The organism is Hymenobacter sp. (assembly GCF_036388155.1).
Classification (GTDB): domain Bacteria; phylum Bacteroidota; class Bacteroidia; order Cytophagales; family Hymenobacteraceae; genus Hymenobacter.
Map to the genome: position 1 here is coordinate 36,351 of NZ_DASVSI010000012.1, position 14,199 is coordinate 50,549.

Here is a 14,199-nt window from a genome sequence, read left to right on the forward strand (position 1 = left end):
CGTTATTGGCAAAAAAAGATGAGCTTATTTGTAGGTGTACCACGCCAGCACTTCCAGCCCGGCAGCGTCATCTTCGGCTTCGACCACTTCATCCATTACGTGCTGGATTTCGGCATCCGACCAGTCCTCGTCCTCGGCGGCGCGCACCCACAGGTCGAGCGCGGCGTAGCGGTTGGTGTTGGGCGGCAGCGTCCAGCGGACTTTTTTGCGAATGTTCATGGCTTCAACAGGGCAGCAATGGCGCGTTAGCGAGAGCCCGCGGGCTTGAGGACGGTGACCACCACGGGCACCACGCCGGCCTCGATGATGTCGAGCTGCACGGCGGCCCTTCGCGACACGTCCACGATGTAGCCTTTGGTGTGCGGGCCGCGGTCGGTCACGGTCACGTCCACCGACTTGCCGTTGCGGGTGTTCGTCACCCGAATTACGGTGCCGAAAGGCAGGGTGTTGTGCGCGGCCGTCATTTCGCCGGGGCGGTACACCGAGCCGCTGGCCGTGGCCCGGCCCGCAAATTTGTTGGCGTAGTAGGAGCCCAAGCCCTTTTGGGTGTAGGCCCCGCGCGGGACTCGGGAGCCTGTGCTAACGTCGCGGCTGCCGCTACACGAGGCCAGCAGCACAAGCACCAGCAGGGGCAGGAAGCGGGTGCTCCACCAATAGGCGCGCAAAAAGTTGAGGGTCAAATTTCTCATCGGCTAAGCTCAAAAGTAACCAACCGGCTGACACATTTGATGCCAACCACTCTTGAGCTTAGCCACCACAGCGGTTTAATTGCTGCTTAGGCGACGGTTTTTAGCCGGAGTAGGCGGCTGTGCCTCCGGTATGCGCAGGGCCTGCAGTGCCGAGAAATTGCCCTGGAACACGTTGAAATCCACTACTCCACGAATGCCAGGCACGTGAGACTCGTCGGAGTGCTGCCAGATTATCCACTTGTTGCGGGGCATGGCGGGGCGTTCTACTTCGTAGTGCGCCAGCCAGAGCGGGTAATTGTCGAAATGCCCGGCCAAGTGGCGCTTGTAGAAGCTGTGGTTGGAGTACAGAATGGGCCGCACGCCGTAGTGCGCCTCGATGAGGCGCAGCCAGCGGGCCACTTCGCGGCGCATCACGGCCACGTCGTGGAAGTTGGCAGCTTCCACGTCGAGCACGGGCGGCAGGTCGCCGGGGGCCAGGGGCACGGTGCGGGCAAAGAGGTCGGCCTGAATCTGGCCGCCGCGGTTGGGCTGGAAGTAGTGGTAGGCGCCGCAGAGCACGCCGGCTTTGCGGGCCTCGCGCCAGTTGCGGGCAAAGCGCTGGTCGCGCAGCGTAGCTCCTTCGCTGGCCTTGATGAAGGCAAAGCGCACTCGGTTGCGGGCCACCTCGGGCCAGTCGATGCGGCCCTGGTAGGCCGACACGTCGATGCCGTGCACCGAGTAGCCGGCCAAGAGCGGGGTTTTTTCGCGCCCCGTGAGGCCGCCGCTGGTGAGGGTGGCCCAGGTGCGGCGGGCGTAGCGGTTCACCTGCACCCGGTGGCGGCTGTAGTACACCACACTCAGGAACACCAAGCTCAGCAGTGCCGCCAGCAGCCCGCGCCGCCACCACGGCCAGCGCGGGCGCGGTACATGCTTGGCGGAAGGGGCGGTGCGGGTGGGCATGGGCTGGGGGACGTGTCAAAAATAACGCCCGGCCGCGCGCCATCGTGCGCCGGGCCCGCGCTTTTCGCGAACTTTACGTTTCCCGCTCCTCAATATTCTCCCATGTCTTTCCTCCGCGCTGCCGACGCCCGCGACGAATCCGGCCACCTCATCAGCGAGCTGCACGGCGTTACGCTCGCCAAAATTCTGGAGTACCTCGTGGCTGCCTACGGCTGGCCCGAGCTCGACGCCCGCCTGCGCATGAACTGCTTCGCCGACAACCCCAGCATCAAGTCGAGCCTGACGTTTTTGCGGCGCACCCCCTGGGCGCGCACCAAGGTCGAAGAACTGTACATCAAAGCCCGCTCGGCCGAAGTGCAAGGGCGGCCCCGCCCGTAACGCCCATGGCCGAGCTATCCGAAAAATCTTCGAAGTCGTCCCTGCTGGTGGGGTTTCTGCTGTTTGTGGCTTTCGAGACCGTGGCGTTCTACAGCCTGCAATACCTCACCTCCGGGCTGGGTGAGTCCAATCAGTACCAGCCCGAAAATACCATCGTGAGCAATTGGGTGAAGACGATGGTGTTTTTCGTAGCGCACTTGGGCCTGATTATCGCGGCCGTGCTGGTGCTCAGCAACCGCCTGCCGCGCCGCTACCGCAGCCAGCTCATGGGCTGGTTCTACCTGGCGCTGGTCATGAGCTTCGTGCTGATTATTCCCCTGTTCGGGACCACAGATTGAACGGATTTTAGCAGATTACAACGGATTTTTTGTGGTTCGGCTTTTACATTTTTGATTATTGAGAAAGGCCACAAACTGATTCTTCAGCGTGTTTTCTTCGGCTATTGCAGCAACTTCAATTGTTAGATTAAGTGAGCCGAACCACAAAAAATCCGTTGTAATCTGCTAAAATCCGTTCAATCTGTGGTCCAAAACAAAACCACCGCTGTGGGCGGTGGCTCAAGAGTGAACTCCAAAAGACGTGGGTGGCAGCCGGTCGGTCCCGGCGTTATCATTAGACTGCGGTGCCGGTCGGTCCCGGCGTTATAAAAAGTCATGAGTAGTAGGTAACAAGTAGTTAGACAATTGCTTGCCTGTCAAAGTATGCACCTTGTTACTTACTGCTAAATTCCAACTACTTAGTTGTGGCGAATATCGATTTCGCGCTGCTGGTCGGTGGGGTTCAAAAAGGGGATGCGCACCTGCAGCTCGTCGCCCTCGTGCACGGCGTCGATGCGGGCCAGGTCGAGATTGTCGGGCAGGTTGAGCGTTTGCACGAAGAGCGGGGCGGCCAGCTGGTCGGTGGGCTCGTGGCGGAACTCGCCGAACACGGTGAGGCGCTGCTTGTCGAGCACCACCCGGAAGCTGTCGGCCGGCACGGTGGGCATGGCCACGCGCACAATCACGCCTTTCGGGCGCCGGTCGATGCGCAACTGGGGCTGAGCCACGCCGCCGCCAATAGTGTTGAGCAAGTCAAGCTGCGGGGCAATGGTACGGATGAATTTCGGGCTGATAAATTTCATGGCAAGGAGCCGGTTTTAGGAGCGGCTTCGGGCTTGCTATGACAAATGATGTACCAATCTTAATTGAGGGTTACATGCGCTGGTAATCAGCCGTATTGACCGGTTTTTTACCCCGTTTTTTTCTGCTTCCGCCACACTGGCGCAGTCACGATTTTAAACCTGCCAAACCCGACGAAATGACGGGAAAGTAACGCGGACTTTTAGTCCGCGAATTGCAAGAACAGGTGAGCTGTTACGCTTACTCGCGGACTAAAAGTCCCTGCCGGGCACGGCCGCGCTACATCAAAAGCGGCTCGTCAGGCCAAAGTGGATTTTCGAGGCATTGAACCCGAATTTCTGGTTGATGGTGGTCGACTGGCCCAGCGAATACACGAACTGGAACATGCCAGCCGCCGTGCGCAAGCTCAGGCCGGCGCCGAGGCCGGTGGGCTGGTCAAAGTAGCGGGTTTCGGTGATGTAGTGCTTCAGGTAGGCTTGGTCGGCAAATAGAAACACGTAAGAATCGGCCCCAATGAATTGCCGGAATTCGGCTGTGGCCACCGCGTAGGTGCTGGTGTAAAACTGGTTTTCGTTGAAGCCGCGCAGGGAGTTCAGACCGCCCAGGCGCAGCAAGTCATTCGTAAACAAGCGCGGGTTGAACAGGCCCTCGCCACGCAGGCGGAGGAGCAACACGCCGGCCCGCTTCACCGGAAAGTAGCGCTCAGCCCGCAGGCCGAACGTGTACTGCGTGGAGCGCAGGGCCACGCCCTCGTAGAGTTCGGGGCGAAGCTGGGCGTTTTGCCGAATGGTTTTGGTGCCCACCGCGCCCTGCCCGCTCACCAGGATGCCGCGCCGCGGGAAAAACAAATCATCCAGGCTGTTGAACGCATAGCCCAGGCCGTAGGAATTGTACTGGGAATCCAGGTTTTCGGGCAGCAGGGTGGTGTCCTTCAGCGCGTCGATGATGGAGCCGCGCTGCTCCGCAAAGAAGCTGACGCGCCCCGCCCGCGCCGTGGGGTAGGTGACTTGCAGGCGCGGCCGAATGGTGGTAAAGTCCTCGGTCTGCTTATACAGGTTGAAGGTGCCGGCCACTTCCAGCGGCGTGCCGAAGAAGTTGGGGTGCACGTACTGGGCGTCGAGCAACTGCGAGAGGGCATCGGTTTTGCGCCACTGCAGCCCCAGCTGCTTGCCGCCGCCCTTGATGTTGCGCAGGTTGATGGTGACGTCGCCCGTGAACTGCACGCCGGTTTTGTTGGCGTCGGCGTTGGGCAACACGCCCACAATGGCGTCGAACTGGTTCGAGGGCCGGTCGTCGAGCAGCAGGTACACCCGGGCGCGGCCTTGGGCAAAGCGCACTTCCGGCTCAGCTTTAAGCTTGAGGTAGGGCAATTGGCGCAGCAGCTGGGCCGCCGCCGCCAGCCGCTGCTGGCTAAAGGGCTGGTTGGGGAATATTTGCAGGTACTTGGTCAGGAACCGCTTCTTGGTCTTGGTGTTGCCCACAATCTGCAGCGAGTCAAACACCACGGCCTGGCCGCGTTTCAGCACCACGCGGCCGGCAATGTCGCGGTCACTCAGCTGAATGGAGTCGAGCCCCACGGTGGCAAACGGGAAGCCCTGGTTTTCGGCTTCCATCAAAATGCGCTCTTGCAGCTTGGCCCAGTCTTCGGGCCGGAAAGGCGTCTGGCGAAAAAACTTCTCGCGAAACCCGGCGCGCGCGAGCAGGCCGTCGCCCAGGTTGCCGTTGCGCAAGTAGGCCCAGCGGAATTGCGCCCCCACGTAGAGGCGCACCCGCACGGTATCGCGGGTCCAGCGCATGTCGTCGGCCGAGGCAGTGAGGTAGGCGTCGTTTTGCAGGGCCAGCACCAATTCCCGCACTTCGCGCAGCGCACTCAGCGAGTCGGGCACCGTGGGGCGCACCTTGTAGCGGCGCAGCACTGGCCGGTCGGTGGCTTCGGCGTCGAGCAGTAGCGCGCGGGGCCGTGCCAGCACCCGCACGGGGGCCGCGGGCGGAGCCGGCGTAGGCGCCGGGGGCAGGGGAGGAGACGCCAGTCCCGGCTGATTGGGCACGTTGGGGTCGAGCGTGGGCGTTTGGGCCCGAGCGGCCAGCGACCCAGCCAGCCAGCCCACGAGCAGCATTCCCCAAAAGCACAGGCGAGACCGGGTTGTCATTTGGGGAGATAACGCGAAAGCGGACGTTTAATTCCTCGAAGATAACCTGTGCCTTGAAGCTGGGCTTCGTCCGGTGTGCTAGTTGGGTTCTGGGGTAGAAGCGAAACGCTCAGGCATAAGCTCGGTCACCTCTGCGGCCCTTGTTGCAGCTGAAGCCCGCTTGTTCGCCTCCTCGCCCGCCACCACCAGGAAACCGTAGCCGAACACGAATAGGTTCAGGCCAATTTGCAGGCTCAGCATGTCCGCTACCATCATCACGGTAGCTTGGGTAAGGATGAAAAAACAAATGGCCGGATTGCGCCGTGCCCACGCCTTCGTGAGGGGCCACAGCAGCACCGCCAGCCAGATGCCCAGACCAATCAAGCCCCCGCCCATGAGGGCTTCTAGATACTGATTGTGCACTTCCACGCGGTTTTTAAGGCTTAGGCCGTAGTCTCGCCAGGCGTATTGCCGCTTCATGGCGGCGTGGGTATCGGCGGGGCCCACGCCCACCAGCCAGTTTTCGCTGATAACGTAGCCGGCCGTTTCGGCGGCAGCCAGGCGGCGCGCCAGCGAGTAGTTGTTAATGTCGTGGCGAAGCTGGAACTGCTGCACATCCCACACGGTGGCGCCCACTCGTTCGCGCACCGAGGGCAGCGCCTGGTACGCCAGCCGGGGCGCCGCAGCCAGCAGCAGCAACACGCCAAGGCCCAGCGCTACGTGCCGCCGCGTGAGCAGCCAGCCCGCATACGCCAGCAGGCCCGTGTAGAGCACCAACAGCCCCGTGCGGTACGCCAGCACGTGCAGTACCACCACCGCTACCACGGCCGCCGCCAGCAACGCCCGCCGCAGCCATAAACCGGCCAGCGGATGGCGCCGCAACAGCAGGCCCCAGAAGAAAGCCTGCGCCAGCATCAGCCCAAACGGCACATGGAAAATGAGCGTGATGGCCTGCATATTCTGACCGATTTTGATGGCTGCGTTGGCCGCTTCCGGGTGAAGGAGGTATTGGCCCAAAGTAGCCAAGCCCACGCCCGCCGTGCCCAACACAAACAGCGCCCCCACGGCCAGCCGCTGCCCGCCTGCCAGCGGCACCGCCGCCGTGAAAGCCAGCGGCACGCCCAGCCAGGTCAGGCTGCGAAAAACCTCGTGCCGCCACACGGGCCATTCGCTGGTATACAGGCTGCTCAGCAGCAGAAAAACCACAATGGCGGCCGCGCGCATGGCCGCGCCGTTGCGAACGTAGCGGGACAGGTCGCGGCGCAAATCGGGATTGGCCAGCACGGCAAGCACGCCCATGACCGGTGCCAGGGCCACCAAAAAACGCGCCGCTAGCAAGCCTACCACGCCCGCCACGCAGGCCAGCCACAGGAGGTATTGCGAAAGACGCCCGGACAGGTAGTACTGCATTGCGTGGATAGTGAAAGCATCCGCTTTTCAGCTCGAAGTCTTTGAAGCGGAGCGTTAGGTCTTGGCCGTTTCCAAGTTCAGCTTGCCCGTGAGGGCGGCTACGGCTTCCGGCGCCTCAAGGCGCTTTTGGTACTCCACTATCAAGTGGCCGCCGGTGAGCACGTTGAGGCTTTGGTTGAGCTGCGCGATTTCGGCGTAGGCTTCCGGGCGGGAGGCGACGGGCTGCCCGCGCCGGAGGCCGCGCCGCCGGGCCATCCAGCCCGCCAGCCGCATCCAGGGGTAATAAAAGGGCAGCAGAAACAGCGAGGTGTAATTGACCCGGCTGGGGTGCACTTCCACGATGCGCAGGCCCGAGAGTGCCGCCAGCACGCGTTGCTTGGTGACGTTGGCAAAAAAGATGTGACCTAAATACACGTCGTGGATGGTACTGGCTTTCTCCGACGCCCAGATGGAATCGGCCTCGTTCGGGGCCATGAGCTTGTAGGCCTCGCTCTCGAGCAGCAGGTAGCTCAGGCGGGTACGTAGGTTGGAATAGTTGGGCGTGGTGATGATGGCCCGCCCGCCGGGCCGCAGCACTCGGTTCAATTCCTGAAACAGGTGCAGCTGGTTGGGCATGTGCTCGATGCCTTCTTGGCAAATTACGAAGTCGAAGCTGGCGTCGGCAAAGGGCAGCGTGTCGTTGAGGTTGGCCCGCACACACTCGATGGCCGGGTAGCGAAAAAACTCTGGGTACAGGTCCGACGCCTTCACCTTGGCGCCCAGCTCCAGCAGCAGTTGGGCGGTGTCGCCGTTGCCGGCCGGCACGTCCAGCATGTCCTTGCCCACAAATTCGGCCTTGCGCCGCCGCAGCATGGCGGTCAGTAGCACTTTGATGTCCTTGCTGCCGGAGAAAGCAGGGGGAGAAAAACGAATCATCGAGGAAAAGAAAAGGGAGAAACCACAAAGCAAGCTAGCAAAAACTTACGGCTGGCTCCGGGCGCAGGTGCTGCGTTTACCCCGGCGGACGTCGCGTGAGCGGTTTCTACCTTTGCCAGGCGTTTTCGTCGGGCGCCGGCGGAATTATTAGGGCGGCGCGGCCCGTTTGAAAGGTTTGCCTTTCATTTTCGCATTTTCATGGCTGGCCTGTACCTCCACATTCCTTTTTGCAAGCAGGCTTGTCATTATTGCGACTTCCACTTTAGTACTTCGCTGGGGCTGAAAAGCCGCTTGGTGGAAGCCATTGTGCGGGAGGTGGAATTGCGGCGCGACTACCTGCCCGCTGGCACCGAATTGCAAACCATTTACTTCGGGGGCGGTACGCCGTCCTTGCTCACGGCAGGGGAATTGGACGAGATTTTCACGGCCATCCACCGCCACTTCACCGTGGCTCCGCATGCCGAAATCACCCTCGAAGCCAACCCCGACGACCTGAGCGCCGCCAAGCTGCAGGAGCTGCGGCGGACTGGTATCAACCGCCTCAGCATCGGCCTGCAAAGCTTCTACGAGCCCCACCTGCGCCTGATGAACCGGGCCCATACCGCCGAAGAGTCCACCACGGCCGTGCGCCGGGCGCAGGACGCGGGCTTCGAGAGCATCTCGATTGACTTGATTTACGGCGTGCCCGCGCCGGGCCACCACATTTGGGAGGCCGACCTGGCCAATGCGTTTGCGCTGGGCGTGCCGCACGTGTCGGCCTACGCCCTGACCATTGAGCCGGGCACCGCTTTCGGGCACCGCCTGCAGAAGGGCACGTTCCGGGCGGCCCCGGATGAGTTTGTGGCCACGCAATTTGAGATGCTGCTGGCCGCCATGCGCGCTCACGGCTACGAGCAGTACGAAATCAGCAACTTCTGCCAGCCCGGCCGCGAGAGCCGCCACAACGGCAACTACTGGCGCGGCGTGCCCTACCTCGGGCTGGGCCCCAGCGCCCACAGCTACGACGGCGAGAACCGCCTGTTTACGCTGGCCAACAACCCGCAGTACGTGGCCGCGGTGCTCGAGCGCGGCGAAGTGCCCGTGACCGTGGACGCCCTCACCGCCACCGACCGCGCCAACGAGTACCTGCTCACCACGCTGCGCACGGCCCGCGGCTGCGACCTCACGCATTTGCGCACGCACCACGGCCTCGACCTGCTGGCCACCCGCGCCGACTACCTGGCCGAGCTGCAAGCCAACGGCTGGGTCCGCATCTACCAGGAAGTTCTTACCTTGACCGACGCGGGCAAGCTGCTGGCCGACCACATCACGCTGGAGCTGTTCGAGACCACAGATTAAACGGATTTTAACGGATGAAACGGATTTTTTGTGGTTGCCGCGTAGGGGGCCTGGGAGATAAACCGCCGGAAGACCATACGCTTGCCAACAGCGCTGACAGACTGCCAAAACCCGGCTGAGCTGTTGTGACAAGACCAGAAGCGGCACCACAAAAATCCGTTTCATCCATTAAAATCCGTTTAATCTGCGGTCCTATGAACCTCTTGAGTGACAGCATTGCCGACGAAGCCGACTTCTTCGTCGAACAAGTGTACATCGTGGCCATCGTCTTCGACAACACCGACGACGTGACCGTGTGGGCCACCACCTTCTTCGACAACGACACGCACTTTTTTCATCTGGCCCTGCCGTTCAAGGCCCTCGATACGCTCCTGAGCCTGGCCCACGACCGCGCCGAGGCCATGCGCGACGAAGTAGCCGAAGCTCTGGCCGCCGGCAACTGGCCTGCCCTGCTGGAGTATAATTCGGACGAGAAGCCCCCGGTGCCCCTGCCCAGTGTGGCCCTCAAATTATCAGTAACTTACCCCGCCACGGAAGACGGGGAGGCCGAGGGCGAAGAAGGCCTCGACGACCCGCAGCCGCACAACATCTTCTACCTGGAAGGCGTGTTTGTGCGCCTCGATTCGTAGGCTTGCCCGGCAGCTTATGGTCGCGCATTCGCCTGCTTTTTACCTGGTTCCCGGTCTTGGGGCCGATGAACGGGTGTTCCGAGGCTTGCAGCTAGCCGGAGAAGTGCGCGTGTTGCGCTGGCTGCCGGTGCAGGCGCCCAACGAGGCCTTGCCGTATTACGCCGCCCGTTTGGCGGCTGGTGTGCCGGCCCACCAACCTTGCTGGCTGGTGGGCGTTTCCTTCGGCGGCGTCTTGGCCCTGGAAATAGGCAAGCTGCGTCCCCTGGCCCAAGTTGTCCTCATCTCCAGCTTAGCTAGCGCCAATGAGTTGCCATGGCCCGCCCGGATGGCCCGCGCCACCGGCCTGCACCGGCTGGTTCCTCCGCAGTTGCTGCCGCTGATGCCCCGGGTGGCGCAGTGGTTTTTCAGTGCCAGGAACGGGGCTGAATACGAGCTGTTGCGCCAGATTCTTCGCGACACAGACACTGTGTTTGCCCGGTGGGCCATTGCGCAGCTGGTGGACTGGCAAAACCAAGTGCCTCCGCCCACCGCCCGCATTCACGGTACGCACGACCGGCTGCTGCCTGCTGGCACTGCTCGCAGCAAGTACGTGCTGCCCGGCGGGTACTTTATCATTGTAAGTCAAGCAGCCGCAATCAGCCGTATTTTGAATGAGCTGGCGACTGATGTTGGCTGATAAGAAGCCAGTGAATTAGCACACTAAACATCCTGCCGTCACGTCGAGCGCAGCCGAGACATCTTGTCTCGGAAAACTAATCACTACCACACGCGAGATGCTTCGCTGCGCTCTGCATGACCGTTCTTCTAGCTCCTTATCTCCTCTTCACTTCCAGCCCTTGAACTCTCCCACATTTCCTCACGCCGGCCGCATCTATACCTATGACCCGTCCGCGCCAATTGATGTTTCCCTGCCCTTGCAGCCGGGCGAAAACCAGGTGAATTGCTTTTGGGCCGAGCCGGTGCAGTTCGACACCATTCGGGTGGGCAGCTTTGTGGGGAGCGTGGCACTGGGCGGCAGCACCAACTACCAGCGGGTACACGTCACGCCCCACGGCAACGGCACGCACACCGAGTGCTACGGCCACATCTCGCCCGACCCGGCCGTGACGCTCAACCAGTGCCTGCGCCGCTTCCTGTTCGTAGCCCGGCTGGTGAGCGTGGCCCCGCGCCCGCAGCCCAACGGCGACCGCGTGGTGATGCTGGCCGACGTGCAAGCCGCCTTGGCCACGCAAGCAGACCGGTTCGTCCCCGAAGCGCTGGTGTTGCGGACCCTGCCCAACCACGCGGCGAAGCGCCACCGCCACTACTCGGGCACCAACCCGACGTACACCGAGCCCGCGTTGGCGGAATGGCTAGTCGAGCACGACGTTCAGCACTTCCTGCTCGACCTGCCCAGCGTGGACCGCGAAGAAGACGGCGGCCAGCTCCTGGCCCATCACGCTTTCTGGCAGTACCCGACGCAAACGCGCCAAGGCGCCACCATCACCGAATTAATCTTTGTGCCCAGCGAAGTCAACGACGGACTCTACCTACTCAATATTCAAATAACTAGTCTTGAACTCGATGCCAGTCCCAGCAAGCCAGTGCTGTATGTGTTGATGCTGCAGTCGGAGGGGTAACCTCAGTACCCAAATGCAACCGAGGCCAGGGGTGCGGTATCTCCCAGATGAATTTCCGTTTCATCTACTCACCCCCTTATGCGACTTCTCCGTCCTCTCCTGCCTGGCTTCTTGTTGGTAGCCAGCGCCACCTGTAGCCTGGGTCAAACGGCACCGGTTTCGCCCGCTGCTGCCGCCACGGTTCCAGCCGAGCCCGCTGCGGCGCCCGACAAGCTGCTGCTGAAAGTGGGGGTGAACGCAGGACGCGCCTTTCGGTGGGGCAGCTACGAAGGATGGATTTCCCGGGTGCCTGTTTCCGCCGCGGCCGAATACGCGCTAAGCTCCAAGTTCACGGTGTACACCCAGCTCGACGCCGACATCAGCCTGCGCCGACGGGTTTCTTACTACGGCGAACGCAGCAATCTACTGGCATCGGGAGCGGTGGGCGTGGGAGGCCGCTATTATTACAACCAAGCCGGCCGCGCCCGAAACAACCGGGCCCACGGCCCGTTCATTGGCAACTACCTGGCCGTGGAAGCGCACACCGAAGTGCGCCGCCTCTACAACCAGACGGCTGAGTTCGGGCCGTCCATCAACCTGCTGTGGGGCATGCAGCGCCGCATCAATCGCAGCTTGTTGTTCGATTTAAACGCTGGCATCGGGCTGGGCGCTAACCGCTCGGATGCGGTGCTGGGCACGCCGGGCTCTACCACCATTACCACCCAGCTCAACGCCAGCCTGTACTTCGGCCGGTAAGCAGTTAGGCCACTCAGCCCCAACGCGAAAAAGGCTGCCTCTTGCGGGGCAGCCTTTTCTGGTTTCAATCAGTCAGCAATTAAGCCGGTACCGACACTACTTCGCGGGGAACAACCGTCACGAACGAACGGTCTTTGCGGCCTTTCTTGAACTGCACTTCGCCGTCAACCAACGCGAACAGCGTGTGGTCTTTGCCCATGCCTACGTTCTCGCCGGCGTGGTGCTTGGTGCCGCGCTGACGCACGATGATGTTGCCGGCAACGAGGGCCTGGCCGCCGAAGATTTTTACGCCGAGACGTTTGGAATGCGATTCGCGGCCGTTGTTGGACGAGCCGACACCTTTTTTGTGAGCCATGGTATTTAAGCTAAAGCTACCGGCAAATGGCCCGTAGCGGCTGGTTTAATAAGAATAGAATCAGATAGCGAGCAAACGGCCCAAACTAGCCGATGCTGTTAATCAGTACTTTGGTGAACGACTGGCGGTGACCGTTCATCTTCTGGTAGCCCTTGCGGCGCTTCTTCTTGAAGACGAGCACCTTGTCGCCCTTTACGTGGGCGAGGATGGTGCCGGTTACGGCTACGTCCAAAGTGGGCGACCCAACGGTGATGGTGCCGTTGTCATCGGTCAGCAGGGCGTGGCCCAGCGTTACGGTGTCACCGACGTTGCCGGCCAGTTTGTGAGCGTAAACGAATTTGTTGGCCTCAACCTTGGTCTGCTGGCCAGCTATGTTGACAATTGCGTACATCAGCTTTCGCGGGTTTTTCTAAAATGGGAAGGCAAAAGTACGACTATGGTTTGGGATTTCCAAGCCTAAGTTGTTAATCATCATTGGCTGGCCTCGATGCAACGCCTCAGAAGTGCCCTCAAGCAAGTGAAGCGCAGATTAAGACGCGGTTAAGAAACGACGAGAGTACGTACGTACAAGGCTCTGATTTGGGGACAAGTAAGCTTATCCACAGGCGCAATGTGGATAAGTGGGCCAAAAGCGTCTGATTTTGAGCGGTATTGCAAGAGAAAATAGGACTGTAAGCTCGGCGGGATTTGGCGGCTATGTACCGAAAAAAAGGCGAGCCTTAGGCAAAAATTAACAAAGAAAAAACCCCGACGGGGTGCCAATCGGCCCTGACGGCCGGGCTATATTTGATGCAGGAAGGCCGCCCGCATTTCTGGCGCATGGGGCAAACATCTGCCCGAGTTCGGCAGTTAGCTTGCCGTCTTCCTCGACGAAACCTGCCACTAAGACCCCCGAATTTTATGGAGCCGCTCCTCGCCGAAAACCCCAACCGCTTCGTGCTTTTCCCCATCCAAAACGATGAGGTATGGCAGTACTACAAGAAGTCGCAGGCCTCGTTCTGGACGGCCGAAGAAATTGACCTCTCGCAGGACCAGAAGGACTGGAACGGCTTGAACGACAACGAACGTCATTTCATCAAGCACGTACTGGCCTTCTTCGCTGCCTCCGACGGCATCGTGAATGAAAACCTGGCCGTCAACTTCATGCAGGAAGTGCAGATGCCCGAGGCGCGCTGCTTCTACGGCTTCCAGATTATGATGGAAAACATTCACAGCGAGACGTATTCGCTGCTGATTGATACCTACATCAAAGACCCCAAGGAAAAGGATTACCTCTTCAACGCCCTCGAAACCGTGCCCGCCGTGCAGAAGAAAGGCGAGTGGGCCCTGAAGTGGATTAACTCCGAAAACTTCGCCGAGCGCCTCATCGCCTTCGCAGCCGTGGAAGGCATTTTCTTCTCGGGTTCGTTCTGCTCTATCTTCTGGCTGAAGAAGCGCGGCCTGATGCCCGGCCTCACGTTCTCGAACGAGCTGATTTCGCGCGACGAAGGGCTGCACTGCGATTTCGCCTGCCTGCTTTACGGCTACTTGCAGAACAAGCTGAGCGAGGAGCGGGTGCAGAGCATCATCCGCGACGCGGTGACGATTGAGCAGGAGTTCGTGACCGACGCCCTGCCCGTGAGCCTCATCGGCATGAACGCCAAGAACATGTCGCAGTACATCGAGTTCGTGGCCGACCGCCTGCTGGTGGCCCTGGGCTGCGGCAAAATTTACAACGCCACCAACCCCTTCGACTTCATGGAAATGATTTCGGTGCAGGGCAAAACCAACTTTTTCGAGAAGCGCGTGGCCGAGTACCAGAAAGCCGGCGTGATGAGCGAGCGCACCGAGAACATGTTCTCGCTGGACGAGGACTTCTAGGCCGTCCGTCTCTGTTTCGACTTAAAAAAAGCCCGCCCTACTTGCGTAGTGGCGGGCTTTTTTGCGAGCGGCGTACAACAGGCAC

General features: G+C 60.9%; 17 protein-coding genes. 8 read left to right on the plus strand and 9 right to left on the minus strand.

Annotation, left to right across the window (positions count from 1 at the left end; translation table 11 throughout):
• Nucleotides 1-24: 24 nt before the first annotated feature.
• From VF629_RS01840 to VF629_RS01850, 3 genes are all read right to left on the minus strand, one after another.
• A complete protein-coding gene (locus tag VF629_RS01840; RefSeq protein ID WP_331056737.1) occupies nucleotides 25-219 on the minus strand; it encodes a hypothetical protein in 195 nt (64 codons plus the stop codon).
• A gap of 26 nt (nucleotides 220-245) precedes the next feature.
• On the minus strand, nucleotides 246-689 hold the full coding sequence (locus tag VF629_RS01845; RefSeq protein WP_331056738.1) for a septal ring lytic transglycosylase RlpA family protein: 444 nt from the start codon (nucleotides 687-689) through the stop codon (nucleotides 246-248).
• A 75-nt stretch (nucleotides 690-764) separates the two neighbouring features.
• Complete coding sequence (locus VF629_RS01850; protein WP_331056739.1) at nucleotides 765-1,628, minus strand: glycoside hydrolase family 25 protein; 864 nt, start codon at nucleotides 1,626-1,628, stop codon at nucleotides 765-767.
• A 102-nt stretch (nucleotides 1,629-1,730) separates the two neighbouring features.
• Between VF629_RS01850 and VF629_RS01855 the strand changes: the two genes are divergently transcribed.
• Nucleotides 1,731-2,006 (plus strand): VF530 family protein, encoded by a 276-nt coding sequence (locus VF629_RS01855; RefSeq protein ID WP_331056740.1) that lies wholly within the window; start codon nucleotides 1,731-1,733, stop codon nucleotides 2,004-2,006.
• Nucleotides 2,007-2,011: 5 nt separating this feature from the next.
• Nucleotides 2,012-2,344: a hypothetical protein gene (locus VF629_RS01860; RefSeq protein WP_331056741.1), complete on the plus strand. Its 333-nt coding sequence runs from the start codon at nucleotides 2,012-2,014 to the stop codon at nucleotides 2,342-2,344.
• Nucleotides 2,345-2,742: 398 nt separating this feature from the next.
• On the opposite strand, the gene VF629_RS01865 is transcribed toward VF629_RS01860, so the two are convergent.
• The 4 genes from VF629_RS01865 to VF629_RS01880 all read right to left on the minus strand — a co-directional run bounded on the left by VF629_RS01865 (nucleotide 2,743) and on the right by VF629_RS01880 (nucleotide 7,578).
• Nucleotides 2,743-3,126 (minus strand): Hsp20/alpha crystallin family protein, encoded by a 384-nt coding sequence (locus tag VF629_RS01865; protein WP_331056742.1) that lies wholly within the window; start codon nucleotides 3,124-3,126, stop codon nucleotides 2,743-2,745.
• A gap of 282 nt (nucleotides 3,127-3,408) precedes the next feature.
• Entirely contained in the window at nucleotides 3,409-5,274 is a 1,866-nt protein-coding gene (locus VF629_RS01870; RefSeq protein WP_331056743.1) for a BamA/TamA family outer membrane protein, read from the minus strand.
• Between the two features lie 78 nt (nucleotides 5,275-5,352).
• The gene (locus VF629_RS01875) at nucleotides 5,353-6,663 is read right to left on the minus strand and encodes an O-antigen ligase family protein (RefSeq protein WP_331056744.1); all 1,311 of its coding nucleotides are present in this window, start codon (nucleotides 6,661-6,663) and stop codon (nucleotides 5,353-5,355) included.
• A gap of 54 nt (nucleotides 6,664-6,717) precedes the next feature.
• On the minus strand, nucleotides 6,718-7,578 hold the full coding sequence (locus VF629_RS01880) for a class I SAM-dependent methyltransferase (protein ID WP_331056745.1): 861 nt from the start codon (nucleotides 7,576-7,578) through the stop codon (nucleotides 6,718-6,720).
• A 198-nt stretch (nucleotides 7,579-7,776) separates the two neighbouring features.
• Here VF629_RS01880 and hemW point away from each other — a divergent pair, with 198 nt between their 5' ends.
• From hemW to VF629_RS01905, 5 genes are all read left to right on the plus strand, one after another.
• On the plus strand, nucleotides 7,777-8,916 hold the full coding sequence (gene hemW / locus VF629_RS01885) for a radical SAM family heme chaperone HemW (protein ID WP_331056746.1): 1,140 nt from the start codon (nucleotides 7,777-7,779) through the stop codon (nucleotides 8,914-8,916).
• Between the two features lie 194 nt (nucleotides 8,917-9,110).
• The gene (locus VF629_RS01890) at nucleotides 9,111-9,545 is read left to right on the plus strand and encodes a hypothetical protein (RefSeq protein ID WP_331056747.1); all 435 of its coding nucleotides are present in this window, start codon (nucleotides 9,111-9,113) and stop codon (nucleotides 9,543-9,545) included.
• Between the two features lie 16 nt (nucleotides 9,546-9,561).
• Nucleotides 9,562-10,221, plus strand: coding sequence for an alpha/beta hydrolase (locus VF629_RS01895; protein WP_331056748.1), 660 nt, complete (start codon nucleotides 9,562-9,564; stop codon nucleotides 10,219-10,221).
• Between the two features lie 160 nt (nucleotides 10,222-10,381).
• Entirely contained in the window at nucleotides 10,382-11,164 is a 783-nt protein-coding gene (locus tag VF629_RS01900; protein ID WP_331056749.1) for a cyclase family protein, read from the plus strand.
• Nucleotides 11,165-11,242: 78 nt separating this feature from the next.
• Nucleotides 11,243-11,899, plus strand: coding sequence for a hypothetical protein (locus VF629_RS01905; RefSeq protein WP_331056750.1), 657 nt, complete (start codon nucleotides 11,243-11,245; stop codon nucleotides 11,897-11,899).
• Nucleotides 11,900-11,978: 79 nt separating this feature from the next.
• Here VF629_RS01905 and rpmA read toward each other — a convergent pair whose 3' ends face one another.
• Both rpmA and rplU read right to left on the minus strand, forming a co-directional pair.
• Nucleotides 11,979-12,254: a 50S ribosomal protein L27 gene (rpmA, locus tag VF629_RS01910; protein ID WP_331056751.1), complete on the minus strand. Its 276-nt coding sequence runs from the start codon at nucleotides 12,252-12,254 to the stop codon at nucleotides 11,979-11,981.
• An 85-nt stretch (nucleotides 12,255-12,339) separates the two neighbouring features.
• Nucleotides 12,340-12,645, minus strand: coding sequence for a 50S ribosomal protein L21 (rplU, locus tag VF629_RS01915; RefSeq protein WP_331056752.1), 306 nt, complete (start codon nucleotides 12,643-12,645; stop codon nucleotides 12,340-12,342).
• 509 nt (nucleotides 12,646-13,154) lie between these two features.
• Here rplU and VF629_RS01920 point away from each other — a divergent pair.
• Entirely contained in the window at nucleotides 13,155-14,114 is a 960-nt protein-coding gene (locus VF629_RS01920; RefSeq protein WP_331056753.1) for a ribonucleoside-diphosphate reductase small subunit, read from the plus strand.
• Nucleotides 14,115-14,199: the final 85 nt, after the last annotated feature.